A 21,995-nucleotide genomic window follows, 5' to 3' on the forward strand; every position below is an offset into this window, starting at 1 on the left:
TCAGCTTTTCCGCTTCAACAAAAAGACAAACCAGGCAGCAATTCCAATTGCTGCCCCTGCCGCCGAAGCCACAAGGCTGGGCAGCTCGAAATCGAAGACCATTTCGGCACCGGTGACGACGAACGTGCCCAAGACCGCGTAGACCGCGCCAATGGCGTAGTCCCGAAAGGTCAGTGCAGCAATGTCGACGCCGGCAATGGTCATTTAGCGCGGATCCTTCCCGAAGACCTTGCGGTATTCGTCGGCGCCACCCTTGGCGAGCGCCTTGGCTTGCTTCAGCCAATCATCGCGCTCGATCCGGCCCTTGAAGTTCAACACCGCGTCAACGCGCGCGATATCGGCCTTCTTGAATTTTGCAATCTGGTCATAGCGGGTGATGCCCAGGGCATTGAGCTTGCGCTCAATCACCGGACCGACGCCCGATATCAGCTTGAGATCGTCAGAAGGGCCCTCAGGACGCACAAACAGCGGGGTCAACTCACCACCCTTTTCGGCGGTTGGAACGACCTCGTTCGGATTGGCTGCAGGTGCCACAATGGCAGGTTTCGTCTTCTCGACCCCAGCCGAGGCTCCACCCTGGGCCGGTGGGGTGGCCTTGGCCTTGCCCACGGCTTTGCCGCCATCGACGGCCTCTGCCCTGGATTCGGCGCCGGTCGCACCTTCTCGCATGGCGTTGTTCGGCGTGCCGTCGGCCTTGGCGGCCACATCGGCAGAAATGCGCTCGGCTTCCGCCTTGGCCAGGCTGACCTTGGCTGCCTTGGGCGTTCCCTTGATGGCCGGAGCATTCTCTTCGGCAACATCCTTGGGCTTGGCCGCGGTTGTGGCGGCCGGTGCTGGGGCAGCGACAGGCGCCGCTGCGGCAGGAGCGGCCTCAGGCGCCGGTGGTGGCACGAACTTTTCGCGCTTGGCGGTCGGCGTTTCGAGCAACGTCGTGCGTCCACCAATGGCGGCGGAGGTCTGGCGGTCGATCTGCGGGCCGGGATTGACAGTGTCGCCCTTGCCAGCAGCAAAGGCGTCGACGATCTCTTCCATGCGCTCGGGCGTCAGGTCTTCGTAGACGTCGTGGTAGATCATGACCATCGGCGCATTCACGCAAGCGCCAAGGCACTCGACTTCTTCCCAGCTCATCGTGCCATCGGCATTGAGATGGTGCGGCTCGGGATGGATCTTGGACTTGCAGACCTCGATCAGCCCCTCAGCACCGCGCAGCATGCAGGGCGTGGTGCCACAGACCTGGATATGGGCATTGGTGCCCACCGGCTGCAGCTGGAACTGGGTGTAGAAGGTCGCCACTTCGAGGACGCGGATATAGGGCATATCCAGCATCTCGGCGACCTTTTCGATGGTCGCGCGGGTAACCCAGCCGTCCTGATCCTGCGCCCGCATAAGCAGCGGGATGACGGCAGACTGCTGACGGCCAGCCGGATAAAGCGCAATGCGCTTTTCGGCCCAGGCCTGGTTGTCATTGTTAAAAGCGAAACTTGCCGGCTGCACCGACTCGTCTGCAAGGCGTCGCGTGGACATCAGCGATCAACCTCTCCGAACACGATATCAATCGACCCAAGAATCGCCGTCACGTCTGCCAGCATGTGGCCGCGGCAGAGGTGATCCATGGCGCTCAGATGGGCAAAGCCCGGCGCACGGATATGACAGCGATAGGGCTTGTTGGTGCCATCGGACACCAGATAGACGCCGAACTCGCCCTTGGGGGCTTCGACGGCCGCGTAGATCTCACCGGCAGGCACCTTGTAGCCCTCGGTATACAGCTTGAAGTGGTGGATGAGCGCCTCCATGGACTGCTTCATCTCGCCACGCTTGGGCGGCACCACTTTGCCGTCGGTCGAGGCCACGGGGCCCTTGCCATCCGGCGCGTTCAGCTTGGCGACGCACTGGCGCATGATCTCGTTGGCCTGGCGCATTTCTTCCATGCGGATCAGGTAACGATCATAACAATCGCCGTTGGAGCCGACCGGAATGTCGAATTCCATTTCGGCATAGGCATCATAGGGCTGGCTCTTGCGCAGATCCCAGGCTGCGCCGGACGCACGCACCATGACACCCGAGAAACCACGGCCCCAAACCTCTTCGAGCGGCACGATGCCGATATCGACATTGCGCTGCTTGAAGATGCGGTTGTTGGTCAGCAGCGTGTCGATGTCCTTGAGAGCCTTGGGGAACTCATCACAGAACACGCCGATATCGTCGACCAATGCCTGCGGCAGGTCCTGATGGACACCGCCGGGACGGAAATAAGCCGCGTGCATGCGGGCGCCCGAAGCGCGCTCATAAAACACCATGAGCTTTTCACGCTGCTCGAAACCCCAAAGCGGCGGGGTCAGAGCGCCAATATCCATGGCCTGGGTGGTGACGTTCATCAGATGCGCCAGGAGGCGGCCGATTTCCGAATAGAGCACGCGGATGAGCTGGCCGCGGCGCGGCACCTCAATCTCGAGCATGCGCTCAACCGCCAGGGCAAAGGCGTGCTCCTGATTCATCGGCGCCACATAGTCGAGGCGGTCGAAATAGGGCACGGCCTGCAGGTAGGTCTTGTATTCGATCAGCTTTTCCGTGCCGCGATGCAGCAGCCCGATATGCGGATCGACGCGTTCGACCAGTTCGCCATCAAGCTCGAGAATCATGCGCAGCACGCCGTGCGCCGAGGGGTGCACGGGGCCGAAGTTCAGGGTGAAGTTGCGGACATCGACTTCAGACATCAGTTCTTCGCCTTCTCGTCACCGGGCAGCACGTAATCGGTACCTTCCCAGGGTGACAGGTAATCGAACGAGCGGAATTCCTGCGCCAGGGTCACCGGCTCATAGACGACGCGCTTGCGCTCTTCGTCGTATCGGACTTCGACAAAGCCGGTCAGCGGGAAATCCTTGCGCAACGGGTGACCGTCAAAGCCATAGTCGGTCAGGATGCGGCGCAGATCGGGATGTCCCGAGAACAGCACGCCATAAAGGTCATACGTCTCGCGCTCAAACCAGTTGGCGCCGACAAAGACGTCGCAAATGGAAGGAACCGGCGTCACATCATCGGCTTGGAGCTTGATGCGGATGCGCTGGTTCAGATGCGGGCTGAGCAAATGGTAGACCACGTCGAAGCGCAATTCGCGGGCCGGATAGTCCGCGCCACACACATCGACAAAGGCGATGAACCGGCATTTCGGATCATCGCGCAGGAAGGTTGCCACAGTAACGATGGAATCACGGGCCACGCTGACGGTCAGGTCACCATAGGCCACTTCATACCCCAGGACGGCATCGCCCAGGGATGCAGCGACATGCTCGCCAAGCGTCACCAGCGGGTCGATTGCGATCGGCTCGACAACAACAGTTTCGTCCATGCCCCTGCCCTATCGTTCGATCGTGCCGTCGCGACGGATCTTCTTCTGCAGCAACAGGATGCCATAGAGAAGCGCCTCGGCGGTCGGCGGGCAACCCGGAACATAGACGTCCACAGGCAGCACCCGGTCGCAGCCGCGCACCACGGAATAGGAATAGTGATAATAGCCGCCGCCATTGGCGCACGAGCCCATGGAGATGACATAACGTGGCTCTGGCATCTGGTCGTAGACCTTGCGCAGCGCCGGAGCCATCTTGTTGGTCAGCGTGCCCGCAACGATCAGCACGTCGGACTGACGCGGTGATGCGCGCGGTGCGGTGCCGAAACGCTCGATGTCGTAGCGCGGCATCGACATCTGCATCATTTCCACGGCGCAGCAGGCCAGACCTGTCTGCATCCACATCAACGAGCCGGTGCGCGCCCAGGTGATGAGCTGTGACACGGTGGTGACAAGAAAACCCTTGTCGGCCAACTCGTTGTTTACACCGGCGAAAAACGGATCATCAGCCCCAATGGGCTTACCCGTTGCCGGATCAATCGCGCCGGTGGGACGCGGGGTAACCAGTGTCGAACTGGACGGGCTCAATCCCATTCCAGGGCTCCCTTACGCCATTCATAAATAAAGCCGATGGTCAGCACGCCCAGGAAGATCATCATGGACCAGAAGCCGAACCAACCCACATCCCGGAACGCGACGGCCCAGGGGAAAAGGAAAGCCATTTCAAGATCGAAGATGATGAACAGGATGGCCACCAGATAGAAGCGCACATCAACCTTCATGCGAGCATCGCTGAAGGCATCAAAACCTGCTTCAAACGCCGATACCTTTTCAGGATCAGGACGCTGGACCGAGACCAGGAAAGGCGCGACGAGAAGCGCCCCACCGATCAGGGCCGCAAGGGCGATAAAGATCACGATGGGTAGGTAGTTGCTGAGCAATTCGGTCATGCGGCAGCCTAAAGTTCAAGCCGGCCGGGGCGGCCGATAAGCACGTGGGCGGCAATGCAATTGGGGCAAAGAAGCCGACGCGCCAGCGATGCGAAACGGCTTAGACCTTCCCCCCAAACGTTTCAAGGGAAAGAAAATATGACCAAAATCATCATATAACAATCGGAGCGTTTCAGGCCGTTCTGTGCCCTCGGGCGGCGCGCCTGAGCACGTTCTTTGCTGGAAATCGCTGTTGGAAAGCATGCGCGGCAATAACGCAGACCGGCGTGGACAAGCAGAGCCAACGACTCAAAAACCAAAACGGCGAACCGATGGAATCGGTCCGCCGAATTGGGTGGCAAGATTGATGGCTCGGGGACGGAGGCCGTCCCCAAGCTCCAAACTTAGAAGTGGTAGAACACGCCAACAGTTGCCTTGGCCGACTCGAAGAACGAGTCAGGAGCAGTCGTTGCGAAGTCACCCTGGCCGACGAGTTCACCGCGAACGGTGATGGCATCGGTCACGGCGAATTCAACACCGCCACCAACCTGGTAGACGGCTTCCGAACCACCAGCGGTGGTGTTGTTGAAGCCAACGCCAGCCAGAGCGTAGATCAGAGCGTTGTCGGTGACGATGGCACCGGCGCGCAGGTTGGCGAAGAATTCGCCCGAAGCGGTCACGACAGCAGCCGAGTTCCACATGTAGTCAGCGGTGACTTCAACGCCGAGCAGGATCGGGTCCATCGGGATGAAGTTCACACCGACGGCAGCGCCGATAACACCATAGGTGGTGCTGGCAGTAACATTGCTATCAGCATAGGTGTCTGCACCGACGAACTGACCGCCGAGACGGGCGCCGACATAGAGACCTTCCCAGTCAAAACCAGCAGCTTCATAGATCGGCTGCGGGGTGGTCGGGATGATGAGGTCAGCAGCCTGAGCACCACCAACCATGAGAGCCGCGGCAGAAACGCCAATGGCCAGAGAACGTACAAACATATCTTGCACTCCCAATAGAGTTAACCGTAGTCCACCGATAAATGCCTCAGGGGCGCGCGGCTGACAAGGGTTCGCGAAGCCAAATTTGGTGGTGCGGATAAGATTCAATGACCATTTGGGGGCAGGTGTTGCAGTAACACCGCGGAATTGGGTCAATTTGATACAATTGCCACCAATAGGCCGCGAAGGCCCGGCAATTGCGTCCCAATTGTGGCAACACCTTGTCCACATTGCCATACAGTTGTCGCGGTATGGCCAGAAATGAGATCGACCCCGCGCTGGTGAGCACGGGGTCGACCGAATCGGGCTTTGGACCAGCCTAGAAGTGGTAGCTGGCGCCGACCGTAAACTGGTCCTTGGTGTTGCCGCCCTCAATGGGGAAGCCGTGCAGGTATTGCGCGCGCACCGAAACATTGTCGGTCACGGCCAGTTCCACGCCGCCGCCCAGCAGGGCATCCTGCTCGGCGGGTGTGCCAAGGTCGATCCCGTAACCACCGGCACCGTAAACGAGGACATTGTCAGAGACGACCAGGCCCGCGCGACCCAGGATCTGGCCATAGCTGGTTTCGCCGACAGTGCCATTGGCCGCCAGACCGGTCACCGCCACTTCGGCGCCAAGCAGATAGAAGTCGAATTGGGCATTCACGCCAGCCTGGGCACCGAGGCCATACTGAACGTCACTGATCGAGCCGTTCTGCGCGCCCCCATGCACGCCGGCATAAAAACCGCTCCAGTCGAACCCGACGTCGGCGATGGGCAATTCGGCCTGGGTGGAGGTCGGAATGGTGATGAGGTCGGCGGCCATGGCGGCACCCGCCGACGCTGAGCTGACCAGGGCTGTAAGAGCGAGAGTTTTCAAGATACGCATCGCTGTCTTCCTTGTTCTGAACCATCTGATGAAATGGAAACGTCGCCCCTAAGGGTCGGTTCCTGGATGGTTTTCATCGGCTGATCGTGCCAAATCCTGGACTGGTCCGGCCTATCATGTCGCCGCTACAACCCTGTTTTTGCTTGGCTTCTCTGTCCAAATCCTGGCCTTCAGACGGCCTAAATGAGGCGTCCGCCCAGTGTGTTGCAAAGGTCACACCGGGCATCAGAGCGACATCAGTTCGCGGGCAACATCCCGACAAGCACCGGTTCAGCGCGGAATTTGTCGGGAAATATCTCCTCAAGCGCGGCAATCTTGGGAAGGTCGTGGACCACGATATAGGGCCAGGTCGGGTTCAGGGTCAGATAGTCCTGATGATATTGCTCGGCCGGGTAGAAGGCCTTGAATGGCTCCAGCGTCGTGACAATGGGACCTTCAAATAGATTCGCAGCGTCCAACTGGGCGATATAGGCCTGGGCCACCTGCTCTTCCTCGCGCGACTGCACAAAGATGGTCGAGCGGTACTGCGAGCCTCGGTCTGGCCCCTGATAATTGAGCTGGGTCGGATTGTGGGCGACGGAGAAATAAATCTGCAGCAGCTCGCCATAGCTCACTTGCGACGGGTCGTAGGTGATTTCGACAGTTTCGGCGTGACCAGAATCGCCACGCGAGGACAATTCATAGGTGGCAGTCTCCGCCGAACCCCCGGAATAGCCGGAGACTGCATTGGTTACACCCTTCACCCGCTGAAACACGCCCTGCACACCCCAAAAGCAGCCGCCGGCGAAAATGGCCGTTGCGCTGGTGCCCGATTGATCGAGGTCGACCGCCGGCGCAGGAATGACCACCGGAGCTTCCTGGGCCCTGGTCATGCCCGGCGCGAACGGCAGAAACAGTGCCGGCAGTGCGGCCAGGCCAAACAGGATCTGGCGGCGGCGCGACTGGACGGCGCTCAGAGCCGTGGCGGTGGGGGTGTTGGGCATTGGAGTAACCTCATGCTGATCGTGTGATAGCATATACGGTCATCATGCGCCCGAAGTTACACAAGCGCAGTGCCCTCACGGCGATATGAACGGTAACCGGATCGCGCACTAGACGACGCTGTTTCCCTCGATGGTCACATTGGGGAAGCTGGCGGAATCGGCTTCCAGGTCGGTGCTGACGATTTCGTCCCATTGCGACCCGATGATCCCGTGTTCCCGGCTCCCTGAGACCATATTGTCGCTGATCTGGGCAGCCCCGGCCCCGGGCGCCACGCTGACCACGATGCCCCGGACGCAATCGCGCACGACATTGTCGTTCACCAGCACGTCACGCAGATAGGGTCCCCACCCTACGCTGATACCAGTGCCGGGCACGGCCTCGACGACATTGCCCGTCACCGCAGCGTCGGCTTCGGCGGCAATTCCATAGGGCACCGTGTCTGGATTGGTGAGCGAGCGTTCGGCCAGGTTCCGCACGATATTGCCCTGGCAAACCGACAGGCGGCCGCCCTGATCGTAGTTGGTCATGGAAATGCCGGCCGCGCCGCCGTCAATCAGGTTGCCGCTGATGATGGACCCCGAAAATCCAAACTCCGAGAAGATCGAAACCTCGCCGCTGTCGAAGCAGCGATTGCCGGTGACCTGGCAGTTGTTCGTGGCGTTCAGGCGAATGGCCGAGAACGAACAGGCGGAAAACTCATTGTCCGTAATGCTCACATTGTCGGCACGAAAAACGTTCACGCCATTGCCATTCTGGCCATTCCCGCCTCCAAGCCAGTCAATGTCGGAGATGCGGTTTCCCAAAACGCGCGATCCGTCGGGGCCGCTTTCCGAACGCCAGACGCGAATGCCGCCATTGCCGCAACGCGAAATCGTATTGCGTTCAATGTCCAGACCGTCGCCATCGGTTGAAAATATTGCGGTATCGGCAATGTCCGTCAGATGGCAGTTCTCGATTGTCCCCTGCATCCCATAGGCGTTGATACCCGCCCCCGCAGAGCCCCGGAACCGGCAATCTCGGACGATCACGCGCCGGGCATTGGTGACGCTGAGCAGCGCCACATCGGGCTGAGCGCCCGCTCCGCCATCAAAAGCAAGCCCCTCGATAACGACGTCATCGCAATCGCTCACCGCAAGGATCGCATCCCCTGCCCCCAGCTGGAGGATGACTTGCCCCATGCCCCGAATAATCAGGGCGCCGGTGATTGCAACATTGCCGACGATATAGGTGCCCTCGGCCAGATAAAGCGGCTGCCGCAGCCCGGTAGCCGCATCGACCGCCATCTGAAGCGCCTGGGTCTGGTCGTTGCCTGATGAGGGCTCGACGCCAAAGGCCGCAGCGTCGACAAATGGTTGAGACAGCGAACGCCCAATTCCGGCCAGGGTCAGGGTGGCACTCGCGATTCCAGTCAGTATCCGTCGACGGTTCGTCACTGAACATGCTCATTGCTGAATTGAAACCATGTGTTGGCGGCCCAACACGGCAGAGTAGCCGCAGCCATGGTTAAGGCGTCGTTCACGCCCCGCGGATAACCTGGGTTCAGAACGAGTGGTCCCAAAAATCCAGATTGATCCGTTGATGACTGACCGTGCACTTGGGAGTGACAGCGCGAGCACCGGCGGCTTGTGGTCGCCAAGCGGCCAGTCCAGCGACGTTGCGGACGCCAGCGGCCAAACCTGCCATAGCGAGCCCGGACAGTGAGCGATCAGCTTGCCCCAGTGTCGGCCCAGATAGGTCTTGCGTTCATGCGCTCGCGCCTGACCAAGTGGCTCAACTTCACAGTGGGCCTGTGGGTCTTCGCCGGCGGAATGGTTCTTATCGAGCCGTCTCCTTACGAAGTTGCGTTCCTGGCTGTGCTTGTGCTGGCGGTCGCCGCAAACATTCATCTCTACCGCTCGGCCGCAGGCCTTCTGGCGATCCTGATGGGCTTCATTCCGTTTGCGCTGATTGCTGCGTTTCAGGTGCGCTACACGCCAACAACGGACGCCTTGCTGTTTTCAGTGGTCACCGTGTTCCTGCTGCTGACTAGCTATTTTCTCGCCAATTATGTCGCCGAAGCGACCGAAAAGCGCATGCGGCTGGTCATCAATGCCTATACCGCCACGGCGGTGCTGTGCGCCCTTTTGGGAACGCTTGGCTATCTTGGCCTCATTCCGGGCTCGGACATACTGACCCTCTATGGCCGCGCGAAAGGCACCTTCAAGGACCCAAATGTCTTCGGCCCTTTCCTGGTGTTGCCCGCCATGTTTGCCCTGCAGCGCGTGCTACTGGGCAATCGGCGGCAGCAGGTGCTGGGTATCCTTGTCTATGGCATCCTGTTTGTTGGCGTGTTTCTCAGCTTCTCACGAGGCGCCTGGGGCCATCTGGCAGCGTCTTCGCTCATCGTCCTGGCGTTGAGCTACTTCCTCGAAGCCAACAATCGCATCAAGATTCGGATCATGATCACCGTGCTCGTCGGATCTGTGCTGCTGATGGTTGCACTGATCGGTCTTCTGAGCATTCCAGCGGTGTCAGATCTGCTCGAGGTCCGAACGCAGGTTCAAAACTACGACACGGGAGAATCTGGCCGCTTTGGCCGGCAGGGCTATGCCTTCGATCTGGCGCTGCAAAATCCGCTTGGTATTGGGCCGGTGGAATTCAGAAACCTGCGGATCACCGAGGAACCGCACAACGTCTATGTCAACGTACTGCTCAGCTATGGCTGGGGCGGCGGGGCCCTGTATTTCCTGCTGGTGGGTTCGACCCTCTGGCTTGGCGTCAAGGGATTGCTGCGACGCTCGGCCTATCGCCCCATGATGATTCCCCTCGTTGCCACCTTCTCCATCCTGGCCCTTGAGTCAGCAATCATCGACACCGACCACTGGCGTCACTGGTTCCTGCTGGTGGGCCTGATCTGGGGCGTCTCTGGGGCCATCGGGATGGAGCAAACCGGCGAGAAACCGAGGCCCGGGGTGCTGATCTAGCTGGCACGCGGTTCCAGAACCGACGGCCGCGCGAACTTTGAGCAAGAGAACCCAGCGGGTTACGGTCAGGCAATGCCGACAGCATGCCCGCAACAGCGTGAGTCAGGGACGCAGCGCGTTCAAAAGCCAAAACGCGGTCGAACCATAATTTGAAACTTGGGGGGAGAAGTGCGCAAACCCTGGGAAAGGGTGGCGCGAGAGACGGGGCTCGAACCCGCGACCTCCGGCGTGACAGGCCGGCAGGTTCCGTTGTGCCGACTGCATAGTTTCAACTTTCAAACTACCAGCCCACAGCCTAAGCGGCCCAAAGTTGAAACTAGAAGGGCCTCTGCCGCCCTAGCTATTCTCATGCAATAGGATCTTGCCCTATGAGCGCCTTACCGAATTAGGCAACGACCACATTGGAGCCGGAAATCATTTTACGTCGTGTCCCTCGGTCAAGTTCCTGAGTTTGTCGTCTGCCGGTCAAAGCCGCCGATGGGAAATTGCGGGTTGAAAGGCGCTGGTGCGCACTAAAGGAAACAGAGAGCGCTCATCGCGCACCTCCGGCTTGACAAACTGGCCAGGCTCAATCTTCCAGCTGGATAGTTTCGAGTGCGACGCAAGCGCCGGCGCTAGTCGCATGGCCAACCTAAGTACAACCACCCCATCCCTAAGTCTGGCCCAACAACACGTGTGAACAAGTTCATGCGGCATATCGAAGGACTACCGTGTCCTGGTCACTGCGGTGACCCCAACATGGAGATGCCAAATGAATATGTTTCGCACTTTCGGTCTGCTCGCTGCGGCCACTTTCGCTCTCGCACTGCCTGCGCAGGCATACTGGGATGCCTGGCAGGCGGACGACCTCCACGGCCACAGCGCTGTGACAGTCGTCGACACTATCGAAACCGCGGAAGGCGTTCAGGTCGAGCGCCTGGAAGAGTGGGGCGAGCTGATCGTCGCGACGGTCGTGGAACAGGACGGCAGCGTGCAGTTCCGGTATTTTGACCCGAGGAAGAACCTCACCCGTGTCAACATGACTGCACGATAGCACCTGCACCACCAAGCTCGGCGTCCCGGCGCCGAGCTCCTTTTGTTCAAGGTATTCTGGCCCACAAGGGGCCGAGCGCTTTCTGCTGCATGGAAGAAATGCCGCCTTCCGTCGGGGCCGAACTGCAGGCGTCCGGTAATACAGCCGTTACCTGTGGGCGCGCCGCTGCATTCCCATCATCAGCGTCCAAGCCCGTGAGGTGCATTATCTGCTGAGGCAGGCGCGCCTTTGCGAAATTGCGCATCGGTCGTGCCGTTCGCGATGGTTTCGTCCAATAACCCCAATGCCGAAGAAGCGATGCTCGAACCAAAAGGCGAGGAATTCACTTTCCCGCATGCGAAACACGAGGCAGTGTCAGGTGACGATCACGGTCAGGCCAAGCCAAGGCGCGTGGCGTTACTCACGCAGCTGGGAAGGGTTGAAGTCGTGTTGCCGAGCCGACGGCTACAAGGTGATCGCTTCTGGTTGGCCAGCATTGTCAAACCTGAGCGCCGCTCGATGACGATGCCGATCGTACACATTGTCGACGACGACGCCTCGCTTAGGGCCGCCCTGACGGCCTTGTTGGACAGCGTCGGCCTTAAGTCCCAAGCATATGGTACGACGGAAGAATTCCTGATCTCCCGCGAAGCGGACAGCGGCGGGTGTCTGCTACTAGACGTCCGGTTGCCCGGAACCAATGGCCTGGCGTTCCAGGAGCGCCTCGTCGATCTCGGGGTCCGACTGCCGGTGATCCTCATGACGGGCCACGGCGATATCCCAATGTCTGTGCGGGCGATGAAGGCAGGCGCGATCGATTTTCTACCGAAACCTTTTCGCGATCAGGACCTTCTCGATGCTATCGACGTCGCACTTGATCGCGACAGGCGGCGCCGCGAGGAGGACGCTGCTGGTGCAGGTCTACGCGCCAAGCATGAGAAACTCACCACACGCGAAAAGCAAGTTATGTTCCTCGTCACGGCCGGCAAGATGAACAAGCAAGTGGCCGGGGAACTCTCGCTCAGCGAGGTCACCGTCAAGATTCACCGCCGGTCAGCCATGCAGAAGATGGGCGCCAGGACCTTGGCCGACCTGGTTCGCATGGCGGAAATGCTGGCACTCCATAGATCGGCGGATCAGCTATCCGGTAACACCTCTGGATGATGGAATGTAAGCGATCAAGCATGCGACGCTGATCGCGACGAATGATCCGGAGGGATGGCGAGTGAATGCGACGATCCCCAGTGCCCAAATTGCTGTCGTGGATGACGATGCCGGCTTCAGGTCCGCCATGCTTCTGTTGCTCGATGCTGAGGCCCTCCCAGCCGTGGCGTTCGACTCACCGGTTGCTTTCCTGGCGGAACATGAGACGGCAACGTTCGACGTGGTCATCAGCGACGTTCAAATGCCGGGCCTGAGTGGCTTCGAACTCATTGAGGCCATAGACCGCGGCCACCGAAGCGTGCCCGTCATCCTGATCACCGGACGTCTCGAGGCCGATCTCGACACGAAGGCACAAGCCTGCGGTGCCTTCGCGCTGTTACGCAAGCCCATAGAAGCAGCCTCGCTTCTCGAATGGCTGCACAAGGCGCTGACCGATGACACCTGCAATGAGCGCGACAATCCAGGATCTGAACGGGTTCATCGACCTGATTGATGACAGCGTCCTCGTTTCGAGCCCCGGCGAAATTATTACCGGCTGGAACCAGGGGGCCCGGGAGCTTTACGGGTGGACGGCGGCGGAAGCGATCGGGCAGACGATTCCTGACCTGCTGCAATGCGAGACAGCCCAGCCGCGCGGTGAAATCCTCGACATTGTGCGCGACCAGGGGTTCTGGACAGGCGAAGCACAACGGCGCAGTCGCGAGGGCAACGACCTGCTGATTTCCCTGACCTGGAGGGCAAGGCGCGCGGGCGAGACTATCGAGCTCTATGAAACCAGCCGCAATATGGCGCGCCACAAGGAGCTCGAGATCAGGCTCGACCGTGCGCAGCATCTGGCGAGCTCTCTCTTCCAATCGGGCACCGCAGCGTTCTGGCGGCTCGACTTCACCCGCGTACTGCCAATGATCCATGCGATCAGGGCGGGCGGCGTTAAGGATTTGAGCAGCTACCTCGCCAACAATCCTGCCGTCATATCTGAGATGATGAAAGTGACAGCAGTAATCGACGCCAACGACCGGGCCGTGGAGTGGCATGGGTCGGAAAAGTCCCGCTTGCTGAACGGACAACTGTCGCAGCTCTGGCCGCAGGACGCGCGCCGGTTCTTCGCGGACTGCGTGATCGGCCTTGTCGACGGAAACCAGGAAGCCGCTGCAGAAGTCATGCTGCGCGCGAAGGACGGCCGGACGTTCGACGCCCTCTTTACCGCTCATTTTGCGCCCCATGCCGCCGTCGACGGAACCCTAGTCGTTGCGGTCAGCGAGATCACCGACCGGACGAGGGCGCACCAGGCTGTCGCGCGTAGCGACTATCGCTATCGACGCCTCTTTCCGGCTTTGGCGGCCGCCTATTGGGAATTGGACATGCGCGCCATGAATGAGCGCCTGGCCTTGCTACGGGACAAAGGGGTCGATGACCTGGTGCACCATGCTGCCCGTGATCCGAACTTCGTCGAAGACGCCCTGCAGTTGATCACCGTTAGCGACGTGAACGAGCGTACGGTTGATATGATGGGCGTTGCCTCAAGAAAGGATCTGATCGGGCTGCCTGTGTCTCGGTTCTGGCCGGACAAGAGCAAGGCTGCGTTTCTCGGCGCCCTGAATGCCGGCTTCCAAGGGTTCGACTGGTCGGACCGGGAGACGAGGCTTCGGACGCCGGATGGCCGAGAAGTGGATGTGTTGTTCTCCGCCGCATCGCCGCCGCATATGCGCGAGATCGGCATTGCGGTCTTGTCTGTCACCGATATCACCGAACGCCGCCAGGCCGAAAGGCGGCTCGCCGAGAGCGAGTATCGGTCCAGAAAACTCTTCGAAGCCATGGCGCTGGGCATCTGGGAACTCGATTTCCGCGACATGAAGGCCTATGTGTACAACCTCGTCCAGCAGGGCTTGTTGCGGGACCTGTTCTCCTACTGGAGAGACAATCCCGATTTCGTCACGACGATGATGAGCAAGGTCAAGGTGGTCGAAGTCAACCAAAAGACCCTCGACCTGTTCGGCGCCGAGTCCCAGGAAGCAATCCGCGTCGACCTCGGCCGCTTCTGGCCACCCGAGAGCCATCACCTCTTTCTCAAGGCTGTCCAGCATACATCCGTCCTCAAGCACGATAAATTCGAAGCTGAGACGAGAGTGCGACGTCTCGACGGCACAGTATTCGACGCCCTGTTTACGTCTTGGGAAATGCCCGAGATTACCGATCCGAACCATGTGCTCGTCGGCATCGTGGACATTTCGGAAAAGGTAGCTGCGCGCGCGGAATTGGCTCGCGTGCGGGATGAGATGGCCCATGCGTCGCGTGTGTCGATGTTGGGGGAGTTGACCGCGTCCATTGCCCACGAATTGAACCAGCCCCTCGCGGCGATCACCACGCTTGGTGAGGCCAACCGCCGATACCTCGACCGGAATGGGGTGGACCTGGACAAGGTCAGGGAACTGAACGGCCGCATCATTGCCGACACGCAAAGGGCCGCCGGTATCATCGGTCGAATTCGCCAGATGGCCATGCCAGCCTCGCCGACCCACTCAGTCGTTCAGATCGAGGAGGTGGTCAAGGATTCGGTGACCTTCCTTGAACATGAAGTGCTGTCGAAGAATGCGAGCCTTCACATGTCGGTCGCGGCCGACCTGGCCCCGGTGATGGGCGATGCCATTCAGCTTCAGCAAGTGATCGTCAACCTGGTCGTCAACGCGGTGCAGGCCATGGCGGCGACGGATAAGCCCGAGAGGCGCATATCGGTCAGCGCCAGGCCCGGCGACGGTCGGGACATCGAGATCCTGGTTGCCGACAACGGACCCGGCATTCCACCGGCTACCGCCGAGCACATATTCGACAGCTTCTTCACGACGAAGCCGACGGGCATGGGGATCGGCCTGCCGATATGCCGGACGATCGTGGAGTCCTTCGGCGGTACGATCGATCTCGTGCCGACCGAGATCGGCGCGTGCTTCAGGGTGCGGCTGCCGGTCGCCAGCTGAAACCGAAGGTATGGGGAGGTCATACCAAGGTGTGGTCGTCCCACACTTCAAGCCGAATGCCCCGTCGACAACGTCGGTCCTAAGCTTCTCTCGTCAGGTTGGAAAGACCGCAAAACGAGGAAATGGTAAGTTGGATAGCGCCGAACCTTTTGACATTAACGGCGCCGCGTCGGCCGCCTATTTTGACCAGCTGCACGCCAAATTTCACGCAGAGCGGAATCCAAGTGAACCCGCGATCACCACGAAAATTCCCAGCGCGTTGTTGGCGGCGCAGGGGAGCCGCGAGGTGAAGGAGATCAAATTGGTTCAAATCACCAGCGCTACGCTCCTGGCTTCCGCACTCTCCATCTTGCTTCTCATCGTAGAAGAACGACCTGGATCTTCGCCGGGCAATTGCCCGGAAGGCGCAGACCCGCCGGACGCAGGCCGGCCGTTCGCTGAAGTGCGGCCAGTCAAGCTGCCTGAGGCAATACCGGGCGTCCAAGGCCTGCCCGCCGGTATCGAGACTCCACCGGAGGTCTGCCGCACGCCCAATTCGACGACCTGACAACGAACGCCAATTGATTGCGAGAAAATGGCGGTGAGACTGCCTCCAAAGGGCCACGCACCGGCTCCCTCCCGTCTCAGCGGTCGTTGTTCAACAATTCGCAACGGTGCGTGGCGCTTGGGTAGTGTTCTCAGAACCCAGCTTCAGGGCCATCTTCACTGGCAGATCGGCGGTGTTGATCGCCACCCAGCTTTAGGAGACCGAGATGCTCAATCAGATAAAGGGGCTTCACCATGTGACTTCCATGGCGAAGGACGCACGCAACAACAACCAGTTCTTCACCAAGAAGCTCGGCTTGCGCCGAGTCAAGCAGACCGTCAATTTCGACGAGCCGAGTGTTTATCACCTCTACTATGGCGACGAAGTGGGCACACCGGGCTCGGTGATGACCTACTTTCCTTTTCCCAATATCGCACGCGGCCGGTTCGGCACCGGTGAGGTCGGCGTCACAGCTTTCTCTGTCCCGCGCGGCACTTTGGGCTTCTGGGCCGAGCGGCTTGCCGAACAGGGCGTGACGGGCATTTCCCTGGATGAAAGTTTCGGCCAGGCCCGGCTGAACTTCACCGGGCCGGAAGGCGACAGCTTCTCGCTCGTCGAAGTGCCGGACGACCAGCGCGCCGCCTGGACAGCAGGCGGCATTGGCGCTGAAGAAGCCATTCGCGGGTTCCATTCGGCCTCGCTGCGCCTGCGCGACGGCGGTGCGACCGAGGAACTGCTCAAGTTCATGGGGTATGAAGAGGTCGACAGCGACAATGGCGTCAAACGCCTGGGCCTTGCCCAGGGGAACGGTGCCGATTTCATCGACATCGAAACGCAGCCCGGAGTGGGCTTCGGGCAGTTGGGCGCAGGCTCCGTGCATCACATTGCTTTCGCGGTTGAAGACCGGGCCAACCAGCTTGAGGTTCGCAAGGCTTTGATGGACACGGGCTACCAGGTGACCCCGGTCATCGACCGGGACTATTTCTGGGCCATCTACTTCCGGACTCCAGGTGGCGTCCTGTTTGAGATCGCCACCAATGAGCCGGGCTTTGACCGGGACGAGGACACGGCCCATCTGGGAGAGGCACTGAAGTTGCCGGTGCAGCACGAGCATCTCCGGCAGCAGTTGGAACATCACCTGCAGCCGCTCGATGCCGCCTGAGGCCCGCCCTGGACCGCAGGCCAAATCCCGAGAAAGCTCGATGGACAGCTTCACACTGCAAACCTATGCGCAGCGCATTCTCTTCGACGTCGACCACCTCTCGGCGCTGCCGGACCTGATGGACGACTTTGGCGCCCATAAGGTCGGTATCGTGACGACACGCAGCCACGCGACCTCCGCCGCCTCGGTTTCCGAAGCGTTGGGGTCGCGGCACGCCGCCACCTTTGCCGGCGCCAAGGTGCACACGCCGGTAGAGGTTACGCGGCAGGCGCTAGGCCAGCTTGCCGGATCGGATGCGATCATCAGCATCGGTGGCGGTTCCACCATTGGCCTGGGCAAGGCGCTCAGCTTGCCGACGGGGGCAAGGCACATCGCCATTCCGACCACTTATGCGGGCTCAGAGATGACCCCGATCCTGGGGCAGACCGACAAGGGTCGCAAAATCGTGGGACGGGACGACCGGGTCGTTCCGGATGCCGTCATCTATGACGTTGGATTGACCTTGTCGTTGCCCCGCGACGTCAGCATGGCCAGTGGGTTCAATGCCCTGGCGCATGCTGTCGAAGCGCTCTACGCCCCGGACCGCTATCCCGAGGCGGATGCCACGGCAACCGCGTCCATCGCCAACCTTGTCCAGGCGCTGCCCGCGATCGCGCGCGACCCCTTGGACCTTCAAGCCCGCCGACAGGCACAATATGGAGCCTACCTGGCCGGGCGGGTGCTCGCCGGCAGGACAATGGGCCTTCACCACAAGCTGGCGCACGTCCTGGGCGGCCTGTTCGACCTGCCCCATGCGCCTCTTCATGCGGTGCTGTTGCCCCACGTGGTCAAGTTCAACGAACCTGTTGCAATGGAAGCTCTTGCCCCAGCGGCGGAACTGCTTGGTAGAAACACCTCCTCGGTCGGCCTGGCCTGCCTTGCCGATGCGTTAGGCCTGCCAACGACATTGTCGGAGATCGGCATGCCGCGAGACGGCATCCACGAAGCAGCAAGGCTGGTCGTAGAAAGCCGCGGTGCGAATCCAAGACCGTACAGCGAGGCTGAAATCGTCGCCTTGCTGGAGGAGGCTCTCGGCGACTGACGACGTCGCCGGGGCCTATCTGATTGGCCTATCCTTGTCGCCCCTGGCTCGCCGCCTGCCAAACCGATCTTTCGTTCGCGGCCGCCCACGGGATCTCCCTACTCTGGTCCCGCAAGCACGCGGCGTTTGCCTGGCGCCAATGAGCTGGAGACGCCCCGACAAACTTGCGGAACAGCCGCGAAAGGTGTGCTTGATCGCAAAGTCCGCAGGCGAGAGCGATATCGACAAGCGGTTCGTCGGAGGCCAGCATCAGTCGCGCCGCCTGCATGATGCGATACCGGTTCAACATTAAGTGGGGCGAGAACCCGACCGACCTCGTGAACGCCCGGCTGAAGTAACTAAGGCTGAGATTGCTGACGGTCGCAAGATCGCGAACCTGAATGGGGCGAACGTAGTTTTCTTCAACGAAGCGCTCCACTCGCTTGAGCTGCACCGGCGTGAGCCCACCCTTGGCGATGAGCGGTCGTGCCGGGTCGGCGGCATCATTCTCGTGTGCCCTGTCAGCCGGCGCGACTACGTCAGAGAACGGGTGAATACGCGGCGGCGGCGCCTGGAATCGAGGAATAAGGTTGGTTGCAAGTGCCTGAACGCCGCTCATTAGTACCTCCATCGGATTTTCGACGGGTACAATCGTGGCCACTCAGGGAGCCCACCGCGAGTTAATGGTTGCGAAAAGATGGCCTGGGAGGCACGACATGTTAAGAGTTGCAGTCGCCTGCCTCTGAGGTCGCCGCATTGGTCGGCATTCACAACTATTCACACGTCAAGCGCGGCTCGGGCGCAGCCTTTCCCGCCAACGGGGACGTGCTCTGTGGTCGCTTCGATGCGGTCGGATGAAGGCGAGTGAAGTGCTCGGGGCTAAGCATAGCGACCAACTTCGATAGGGTCGCTGCTGCGCTGGCAGCCAGCTCTGCGAAATTCACCTCGGCGACAAGTCACCTCTTGCAGTGCCACCCTGCCCCCGAAGTGCAAATTCTTCAGGGCAATAGTGTTGCAGCGGCAATCAGCGCTTCGAAGCACGAGGATACAATACCGCCCCCACATGCGGACCTAATCTCCACGACACCGGGCATTAAACCCGGCGATGTGGAGATCTGAAATGTTTGCAAGACCATATTTCTCGCCGCGCGCAACTACTCTCGTGCCGCTGCGGAATGCACCAGTAACGTCAGTTGACGTTGAACTGTACTTCGATCCACGTGTGGTGGTTAAACACTTGACCAGGGGGCTTATGGTCGTGGCTACCGCCGCTGCGCTGCTCATGCAGCCGGTCGCTGGGGTCGGCTTCGTCCAGGCGCAGGAAGCCGCCCAGACGCCGACAATCCCAGGGCTTTCACGCCAGCCAACACCGGCAGCTTTCGACGCACTTATGGACCCGAACGACGCTGTCCTTCTGCTGCTTGACCACCAGACCGGCCTGTTCCAGACCGTCAATGACATTGACGTCGCGACATTGCGGGCCAACACCGTCGCCTTGGCCAAGATCGCAGAACAGGCCGGCATTCCGATCATCTATACCGCCTCCGAACCCGATGGTCCGAACGGGCCGATTATGCCGGAGCTGACCGAAGCGGCTCCGAATGCCATCTATGTGGGACGCAAGGGCGAGGTCAGCTCCTGGGACAACGAAGACTTCGTCAAGGCTGTCGAGGCCACCGGCCGCAAGACGCTGATCATGGCGGGTGTCTGGACCAGCGTCTGTGTGGCCTTCCCGGCGCTTCAGGCTCAGGCCGACGGCTACAAGGTGTTCGCGGTGATGGATGCCTCGGGCGACGTGAGCAAGATGGCATCTGATGCGGCGATGCTGCGTATGGCGAATGCGGGCATTCAGCCGGTAACGACCAACACAATCCTCAGTGAATCCCATCGGACCTGGAACCGCGAGGATGCGGCGACCTGGGGTTCTCTGTATGGCGAACTGGTCCCTGAATATCAGGCCGTCGCCGAAAGCTACGGGCGAGCTCAGGAAGCTGCAACGAAGTAAAGTACGGCTACCGCTGCACGCGGTTTCGCAACCGCGTGCAGCACTTCTGGGCGTCACACTTGCCCAACATCGCACGGTGGCCTTGGCGTCACCACCCACTCTAGCAAGGGCACGTCTTTGCTGCGGCCGGACATCCGGCGCCCCTGCCCTTCACGCGTCCGATTATCGCTGACCGGAGCCGAAAACGCGTCGCTACGTGTCGTCCGGCCTCGGCCCGCTGCGCGAAGAAGCTACGCCCTGCATCCTGCGCCAGGCCCCTGGGGTCATCCCCATGAAGCTGCGGAATGCGCGGGTAAGATGGCTTTGGTCATAGAAGCCGCTTGCGATGGCAATATCACTGAGCGTGCTATTGCCGTTCAGCATTGCTTCTCGGGCCAGGCGCAGCCGCTCCTGGGTCATCCAACGGTGGGGAGGAAGCCCAAAGGACACCCGGAACGCTTTTGCAAAGTGGCTTGGTGACAGATTGCAGGCCTTGGCGAGGTCGATCAACGCGATATCGGTACGGATATTGTCGAGGATCATGTCGGCGGCACGCCGTTGCTGCCAGTGCGCCAAGCCTTCTGCCGGTCCGGCGGCAGACCGACGCGGCCCACGATAGTTGTCGACCAGATGGATCGCCAATGCCGATATGAGACGCTCCGCAAAAAGCGTGGTCATTTCTGTCGACCTCTGGAATGAGGGCAACAAGGCCTGCGCCATCGCATGGATGGCTGGGTCGACTTGCGGATCTTCGATCCGCGGCAGATCGAGACAGTCGATTGGGCTGCCCGCCTCCGTGGCGATGTCGTCAAGCAACTGCCTATGCAGGCGGATATTCACCGAGTTGAAGGGGGGCGTTATGACCGCGCGCCAGGTATGGAGAAGATCAAAGAACTGAACACTCCCCACGTCGCCCGTGATCCTGCCGAGGGGTCGACCATTCCGCCAGATATCAGCGCCAGTAAGCGGTGCGAGATGGACCACAAGCATATAGCCATCGCCAAGTCCGAACGACGGCACCGCGAAAGGCTCGCGGCCACACACCTCTGGGTCGCTGGCGTCACAGTGCAGAGCCAGAAGCGATCCGGCCCGGATGAGCTTGACAAAGGGCGGCAGGGCTCCGCCGACATTCTTGCTGTCCACTTCCCGGCCTCCAACCCCATAACCGGCCTAGCCTGAAGTGCACAGACTATCAGCCGGAAGGATGAATGCGGAGCCCAAAAAAAGCAGTATCCTCATGCAGTTGGGGTCGCCGGTCGACGATAGCGGCTCGCTGCATCGCGAAGGGACAGGTGCGGCCGCATGGCCGTCCGCGCCTCCTCCCAGCGTGCTAGGTAGCCGAGGTCTTCCAGGGAGGGAATCGTCACGAACTCACCCTTATCAAAGCCGGCCAGAGCTGCATCGACCAGCGTCTCGACCTCCATCAGCATATCGGCCGCGAGGCCGTGATTATCGCCCAACATGGGTGTCCTGGTATAGCCGGGCAGCACCACCTGCACCCGAACGCCCTTGTCGCGCAGCTCAAGGTCCAGGGAGTACGACATGCTGAGCACAAACGCTTTCGAGGCGGCATAGGCGCCGGATCGCGCAGTGTCGAAAAACGCCATGGCCGAGCTGAAGTTTACAATGGCGCCCCGCCGCTGCTGCCCGAAACTACGCGCGGCAGCGGAGCAGAGACGGGTCAGCGCGACGACATTGACATCGAGCATGGTGGTCAGCGCGTCCGCGTCGGCCGCCCCCAGCGGGCCGCCTGATACCAGGCCCGCGCTGTTGACCAGAAGGGCAATGTGATCGTCCTCCGTCAGCCGCTGCTCAACCAGGTGCAGTTGGTCCCTTCGTGAAAGGTCCGCGGCAAGCACTTCGCAGGTGGCGCCATAGCGTATCAGGAAGTCGGCGGCCGCTTGCTGCAGCTGCCGCTGGTTGCGGCCGACCAGGATCAGATCGTGCCCGCGCGCGGCCAGACGCTCGGCGTAGAGCCGGCCGATGCCCGAAGAGGCACCGGTTACCAATGCCAGGGTTTTGGCGGACAT

The 21,995-nt window shown here is 60.7% G+C and carries 22 protein-coding genes; 9 read left to right on the forward strand and 13 right to left on the reverse strand.

The window, feature by feature from the left end:
• The 10 genes from NIM87_RS02220 to NIM87_RS02265 form a co-directional block, all read right to left on the reverse strand.
• A complete protein-coding gene (locus tag NIM87_RS02220; protein WP_254672993.1) occupies nucleotides 1–204 on the reverse strand; it encodes a hypothetical protein in 204 nt (67 codons plus the stop codon).
• Nucleotides 205–1,524 (reverse strand): NADH-quinone oxidoreductase subunit NuoE, encoded by a 1,320-nt coding sequence (gene nuoE, locus NIM87_RS02225; protein ID WP_254672994.1) that lies wholly within the window; start codon nucleotides 1,522–1,524, stop codon nucleotides 205–207.
• Entirely contained in the window at nucleotides 1,524–2,714 is a 1,191-nt protein-coding gene (locus NIM87_RS02230; RefSeq protein WP_254672995.1) for an NADH-quinone oxidoreductase subunit D, read from the reverse strand. The genes nuoE and NIM87_RS02230 overlap by 1 nt, the downstream gene beginning before the upstream one ends.
• Complete coding sequence (locus tag NIM87_RS02235; protein WP_254672996.1) at nucleotides 2,714–3,346, reverse strand: NADH-quinone oxidoreductase subunit C; 633 nt, start codon at nucleotides 3,344–3,346, stop codon at nucleotides 2,714–2,716. The genes NIM87_RS02230 and NIM87_RS02235 overlap by 1 nt, the downstream gene beginning before the upstream one ends.
• Nucleotides 3,347–3,355: 9 nt before the next feature.
• Complete coding sequence (locus NIM87_RS02240; protein WP_254672997.1) at nucleotides 3,356–3,937, reverse strand: NuoB/complex I 20 kDa subunit family protein; 582 nt, start codon at nucleotides 3,935–3,937, stop codon at nucleotides 3,356–3,358.
• Nucleotides 3,928–4,293, reverse strand: coding sequence for an NADH-quinone oxidoreductase subunit A (locus tag NIM87_RS02245; protein WP_254672998.1), 366 nt, complete (start codon nucleotides 4,291–4,293; stop codon nucleotides 3,928–3,930). The genes NIM87_RS02240 and NIM87_RS02245 overlap by 10 nt, the downstream gene beginning before the upstream one ends.
• 383 nt (nucleotides 4,294–4,676) lie before the next feature.
• Nucleotides 4,677–5,270, reverse strand: a complete 594-nt coding sequence (locus tag NIM87_RS02250) for an outer membrane protein (RefSeq protein ID WP_254672999.1) — start codon at nucleotides 5,268–5,270, stop codon at nucleotides 4,677–4,679.
• A gap of 319 nt (nucleotides 5,271–5,589) precedes the next feature.
• Nucleotides 5,590–6,138 (reverse strand): outer membrane protein, encoded by a 549-nt coding sequence (locus NIM87_RS02255; protein WP_254673000.1) that lies wholly within the window; start codon nucleotides 6,136–6,138, stop codon nucleotides 5,590–5,592.
• Nucleotides 6,139–6,374: 236 nt separating this feature from the next.
• Nucleotides 6,375–7,121 carry a peptide-methionine (S)-S-oxide reductase MsrA gene (msrA, locus tag NIM87_RS02260; protein WP_254673001.1) on the reverse strand — a complete coding sequence of 249 codons (747 nt, stop codon included), beginning with the start codon at nucleotides 7,119–7,121 and terminating at the stop codon, nucleotides 6,375–6,377.
• Between the two features lie 108 nt (nucleotides 7,122–7,229).
• Nucleotides 7,230–8,555 carry a TIGR03808 family TAT-translocated repetitive protein gene (locus tag NIM87_RS02265; RefSeq protein ID WP_254673002.1) on the reverse strand — a complete coding sequence of 442 codons (1,326 nt, stop codon included), beginning with the start codon at nucleotides 8,553–8,555 and terminating at the stop codon, nucleotides 7,230–7,232.
• Between the two features lie 264 nt (nucleotides 8,556–8,819).
• Here NIM87_RS02265 and NIM87_RS18685 point away from each other — a divergent pair, with 264 nt between their 5' ends.
• The 8 genes from NIM87_RS18685 to NIM87_RS02305 all read left to right on the forward strand — a co-directional run bounded on the left by NIM87_RS18685 (nucleotide 8,820) and on the right by NIM87_RS02305 (nucleotide 18,002).
• Nucleotides 8,820–10,085 (forward strand): O-antigen ligase family protein, encoded by a 1,266-nt coding sequence (locus NIM87_RS18685; RefSeq protein ID WP_254673003.1) that lies wholly within the window; start codon nucleotides 8,820–8,822, stop codon nucleotides 10,083–10,085.
• A 751-nt stretch (nucleotides 10,086–10,836) separates the two neighbouring features.
• A complete protein-coding gene (locus NIM87_RS02275; RefSeq protein ID WP_254673004.1) occupies nucleotides 10,837–11,118 on the forward strand; it encodes a hypothetical protein in 282 nt (93 codons plus the stop codon).
• Nucleotides 11,119–11,379: 261 nt separating this feature from the next.
• Nucleotides 11,380–12,261, forward strand: coding sequence for a response regulator transcription factor (locus NIM87_RS02280; RefSeq protein ID WP_332017500.1), 882 nt, complete (start codon nucleotides 11,380–11,382; stop codon nucleotides 12,259–12,261).
• A gap of 61 nt (nucleotides 12,262–12,322) precedes the next feature.
• Complete coding sequence (locus NIM87_RS02285; protein WP_254673005.1) at nucleotides 12,323–12,754, forward strand: response regulator transcription factor; 432 nt, start codon at nucleotides 12,323–12,325, stop codon at nucleotides 12,752–12,754.
• Nucleotides 12,708–15,233 (forward strand): PAS domain-containing sensor histidine kinase, encoded by a 2,526-nt coding sequence (locus tag NIM87_RS02290; RefSeq protein WP_254673006.1) that lies wholly within the window; start codon nucleotides 12,708–12,710, stop codon nucleotides 15,231–15,233. Before NIM87_RS02285 ends, NIM87_RS02290 begins: the two co-directional genes overlap by 47 nt.
• Before the next feature lie 130 nt (nucleotides 15,234–15,363).
• Nucleotides 15,364–15,780 (forward strand): hypothetical protein, encoded by a 417-nt coding sequence (locus NIM87_RS02295; protein WP_254673007.1) that lies wholly within the window; start codon nucleotides 15,364–15,366, stop codon nucleotides 15,778–15,780.
• A 205-nt stretch (nucleotides 15,781–15,985) separates the two neighbouring features.
• Nucleotides 15,986–16,921 (forward strand): VOC family protein, encoded by a 936-nt coding sequence (locus NIM87_RS02300; protein WP_254673008.1) that lies wholly within the window; start codon nucleotides 15,986–15,988, stop codon nucleotides 16,919–16,921.
• 40 nt (nucleotides 16,922–16,961) lie between these two features.
• Nucleotides 16,962–18,002, forward strand: a complete 1,041-nt coding sequence (locus NIM87_RS02305; protein ID WP_254673009.1) for a maleylacetate reductase — start codon at nucleotides 16,962–16,964, stop codon at nucleotides 18,000–18,002.
• Between the two features lie 28 nt (nucleotides 18,003–18,030).
• Here the strand turns inward: NIM87_RS02305 and NIM87_RS02310 are convergent, their stop codons facing one another.
• Nucleotides 18,031–18,600 carry a helix-turn-helix domain-containing protein gene (locus tag NIM87_RS02310; RefSeq protein WP_254673010.1) on the reverse strand — a complete coding sequence of 190 codons (570 nt, stop codon included), beginning with the start codon at nucleotides 18,598–18,600 and terminating at the stop codon, nucleotides 18,031–18,033.
• A 639-nt stretch (nucleotides 18,601–19,239) separates the two neighbouring features.
• Between NIM87_RS02310 and NIM87_RS02315 the strand changes: the two genes are divergently transcribed.
• Entirely contained in the window at nucleotides 19,240–19,986 is a 747-nt protein-coding gene (locus NIM87_RS02315; protein WP_332017501.1) for an isochorismatase family protein, read from the forward strand.
• Between the two features lie 192 nt (nucleotides 19,987–20,178).
• Here NIM87_RS02315 and NIM87_RS18690 read toward each other — a convergent pair whose 3' ends face one another.
• Nucleotides 20,179–21,108, reverse strand: coding sequence for a helix-turn-helix domain-containing protein (locus tag NIM87_RS18690; protein WP_254673011.1), 930 nt, complete (start codon nucleotides 21,106–21,108; stop codon nucleotides 20,179–20,181).
• A gap of 92 nt (nucleotides 21,109–21,200) precedes the next feature.
• Nucleotides 21,201–21,995, reverse strand: coding sequence for an SDR family NAD(P)-dependent oxidoreductase (locus NIM87_RS02325; protein WP_254673012.1), 795 nt, complete (start codon nucleotides 21,993–21,995; stop codon nucleotides 21,201–21,203).

Source organism: Devosia ureilytica (assembly GCF_024273195.1).
GTDB classification, from domain to species: domain Bacteria; phylum Pseudomonadota; class Alphaproteobacteria; order Rhizobiales; family Devosiaceae; genus Devosia; species Devosia ureilytica.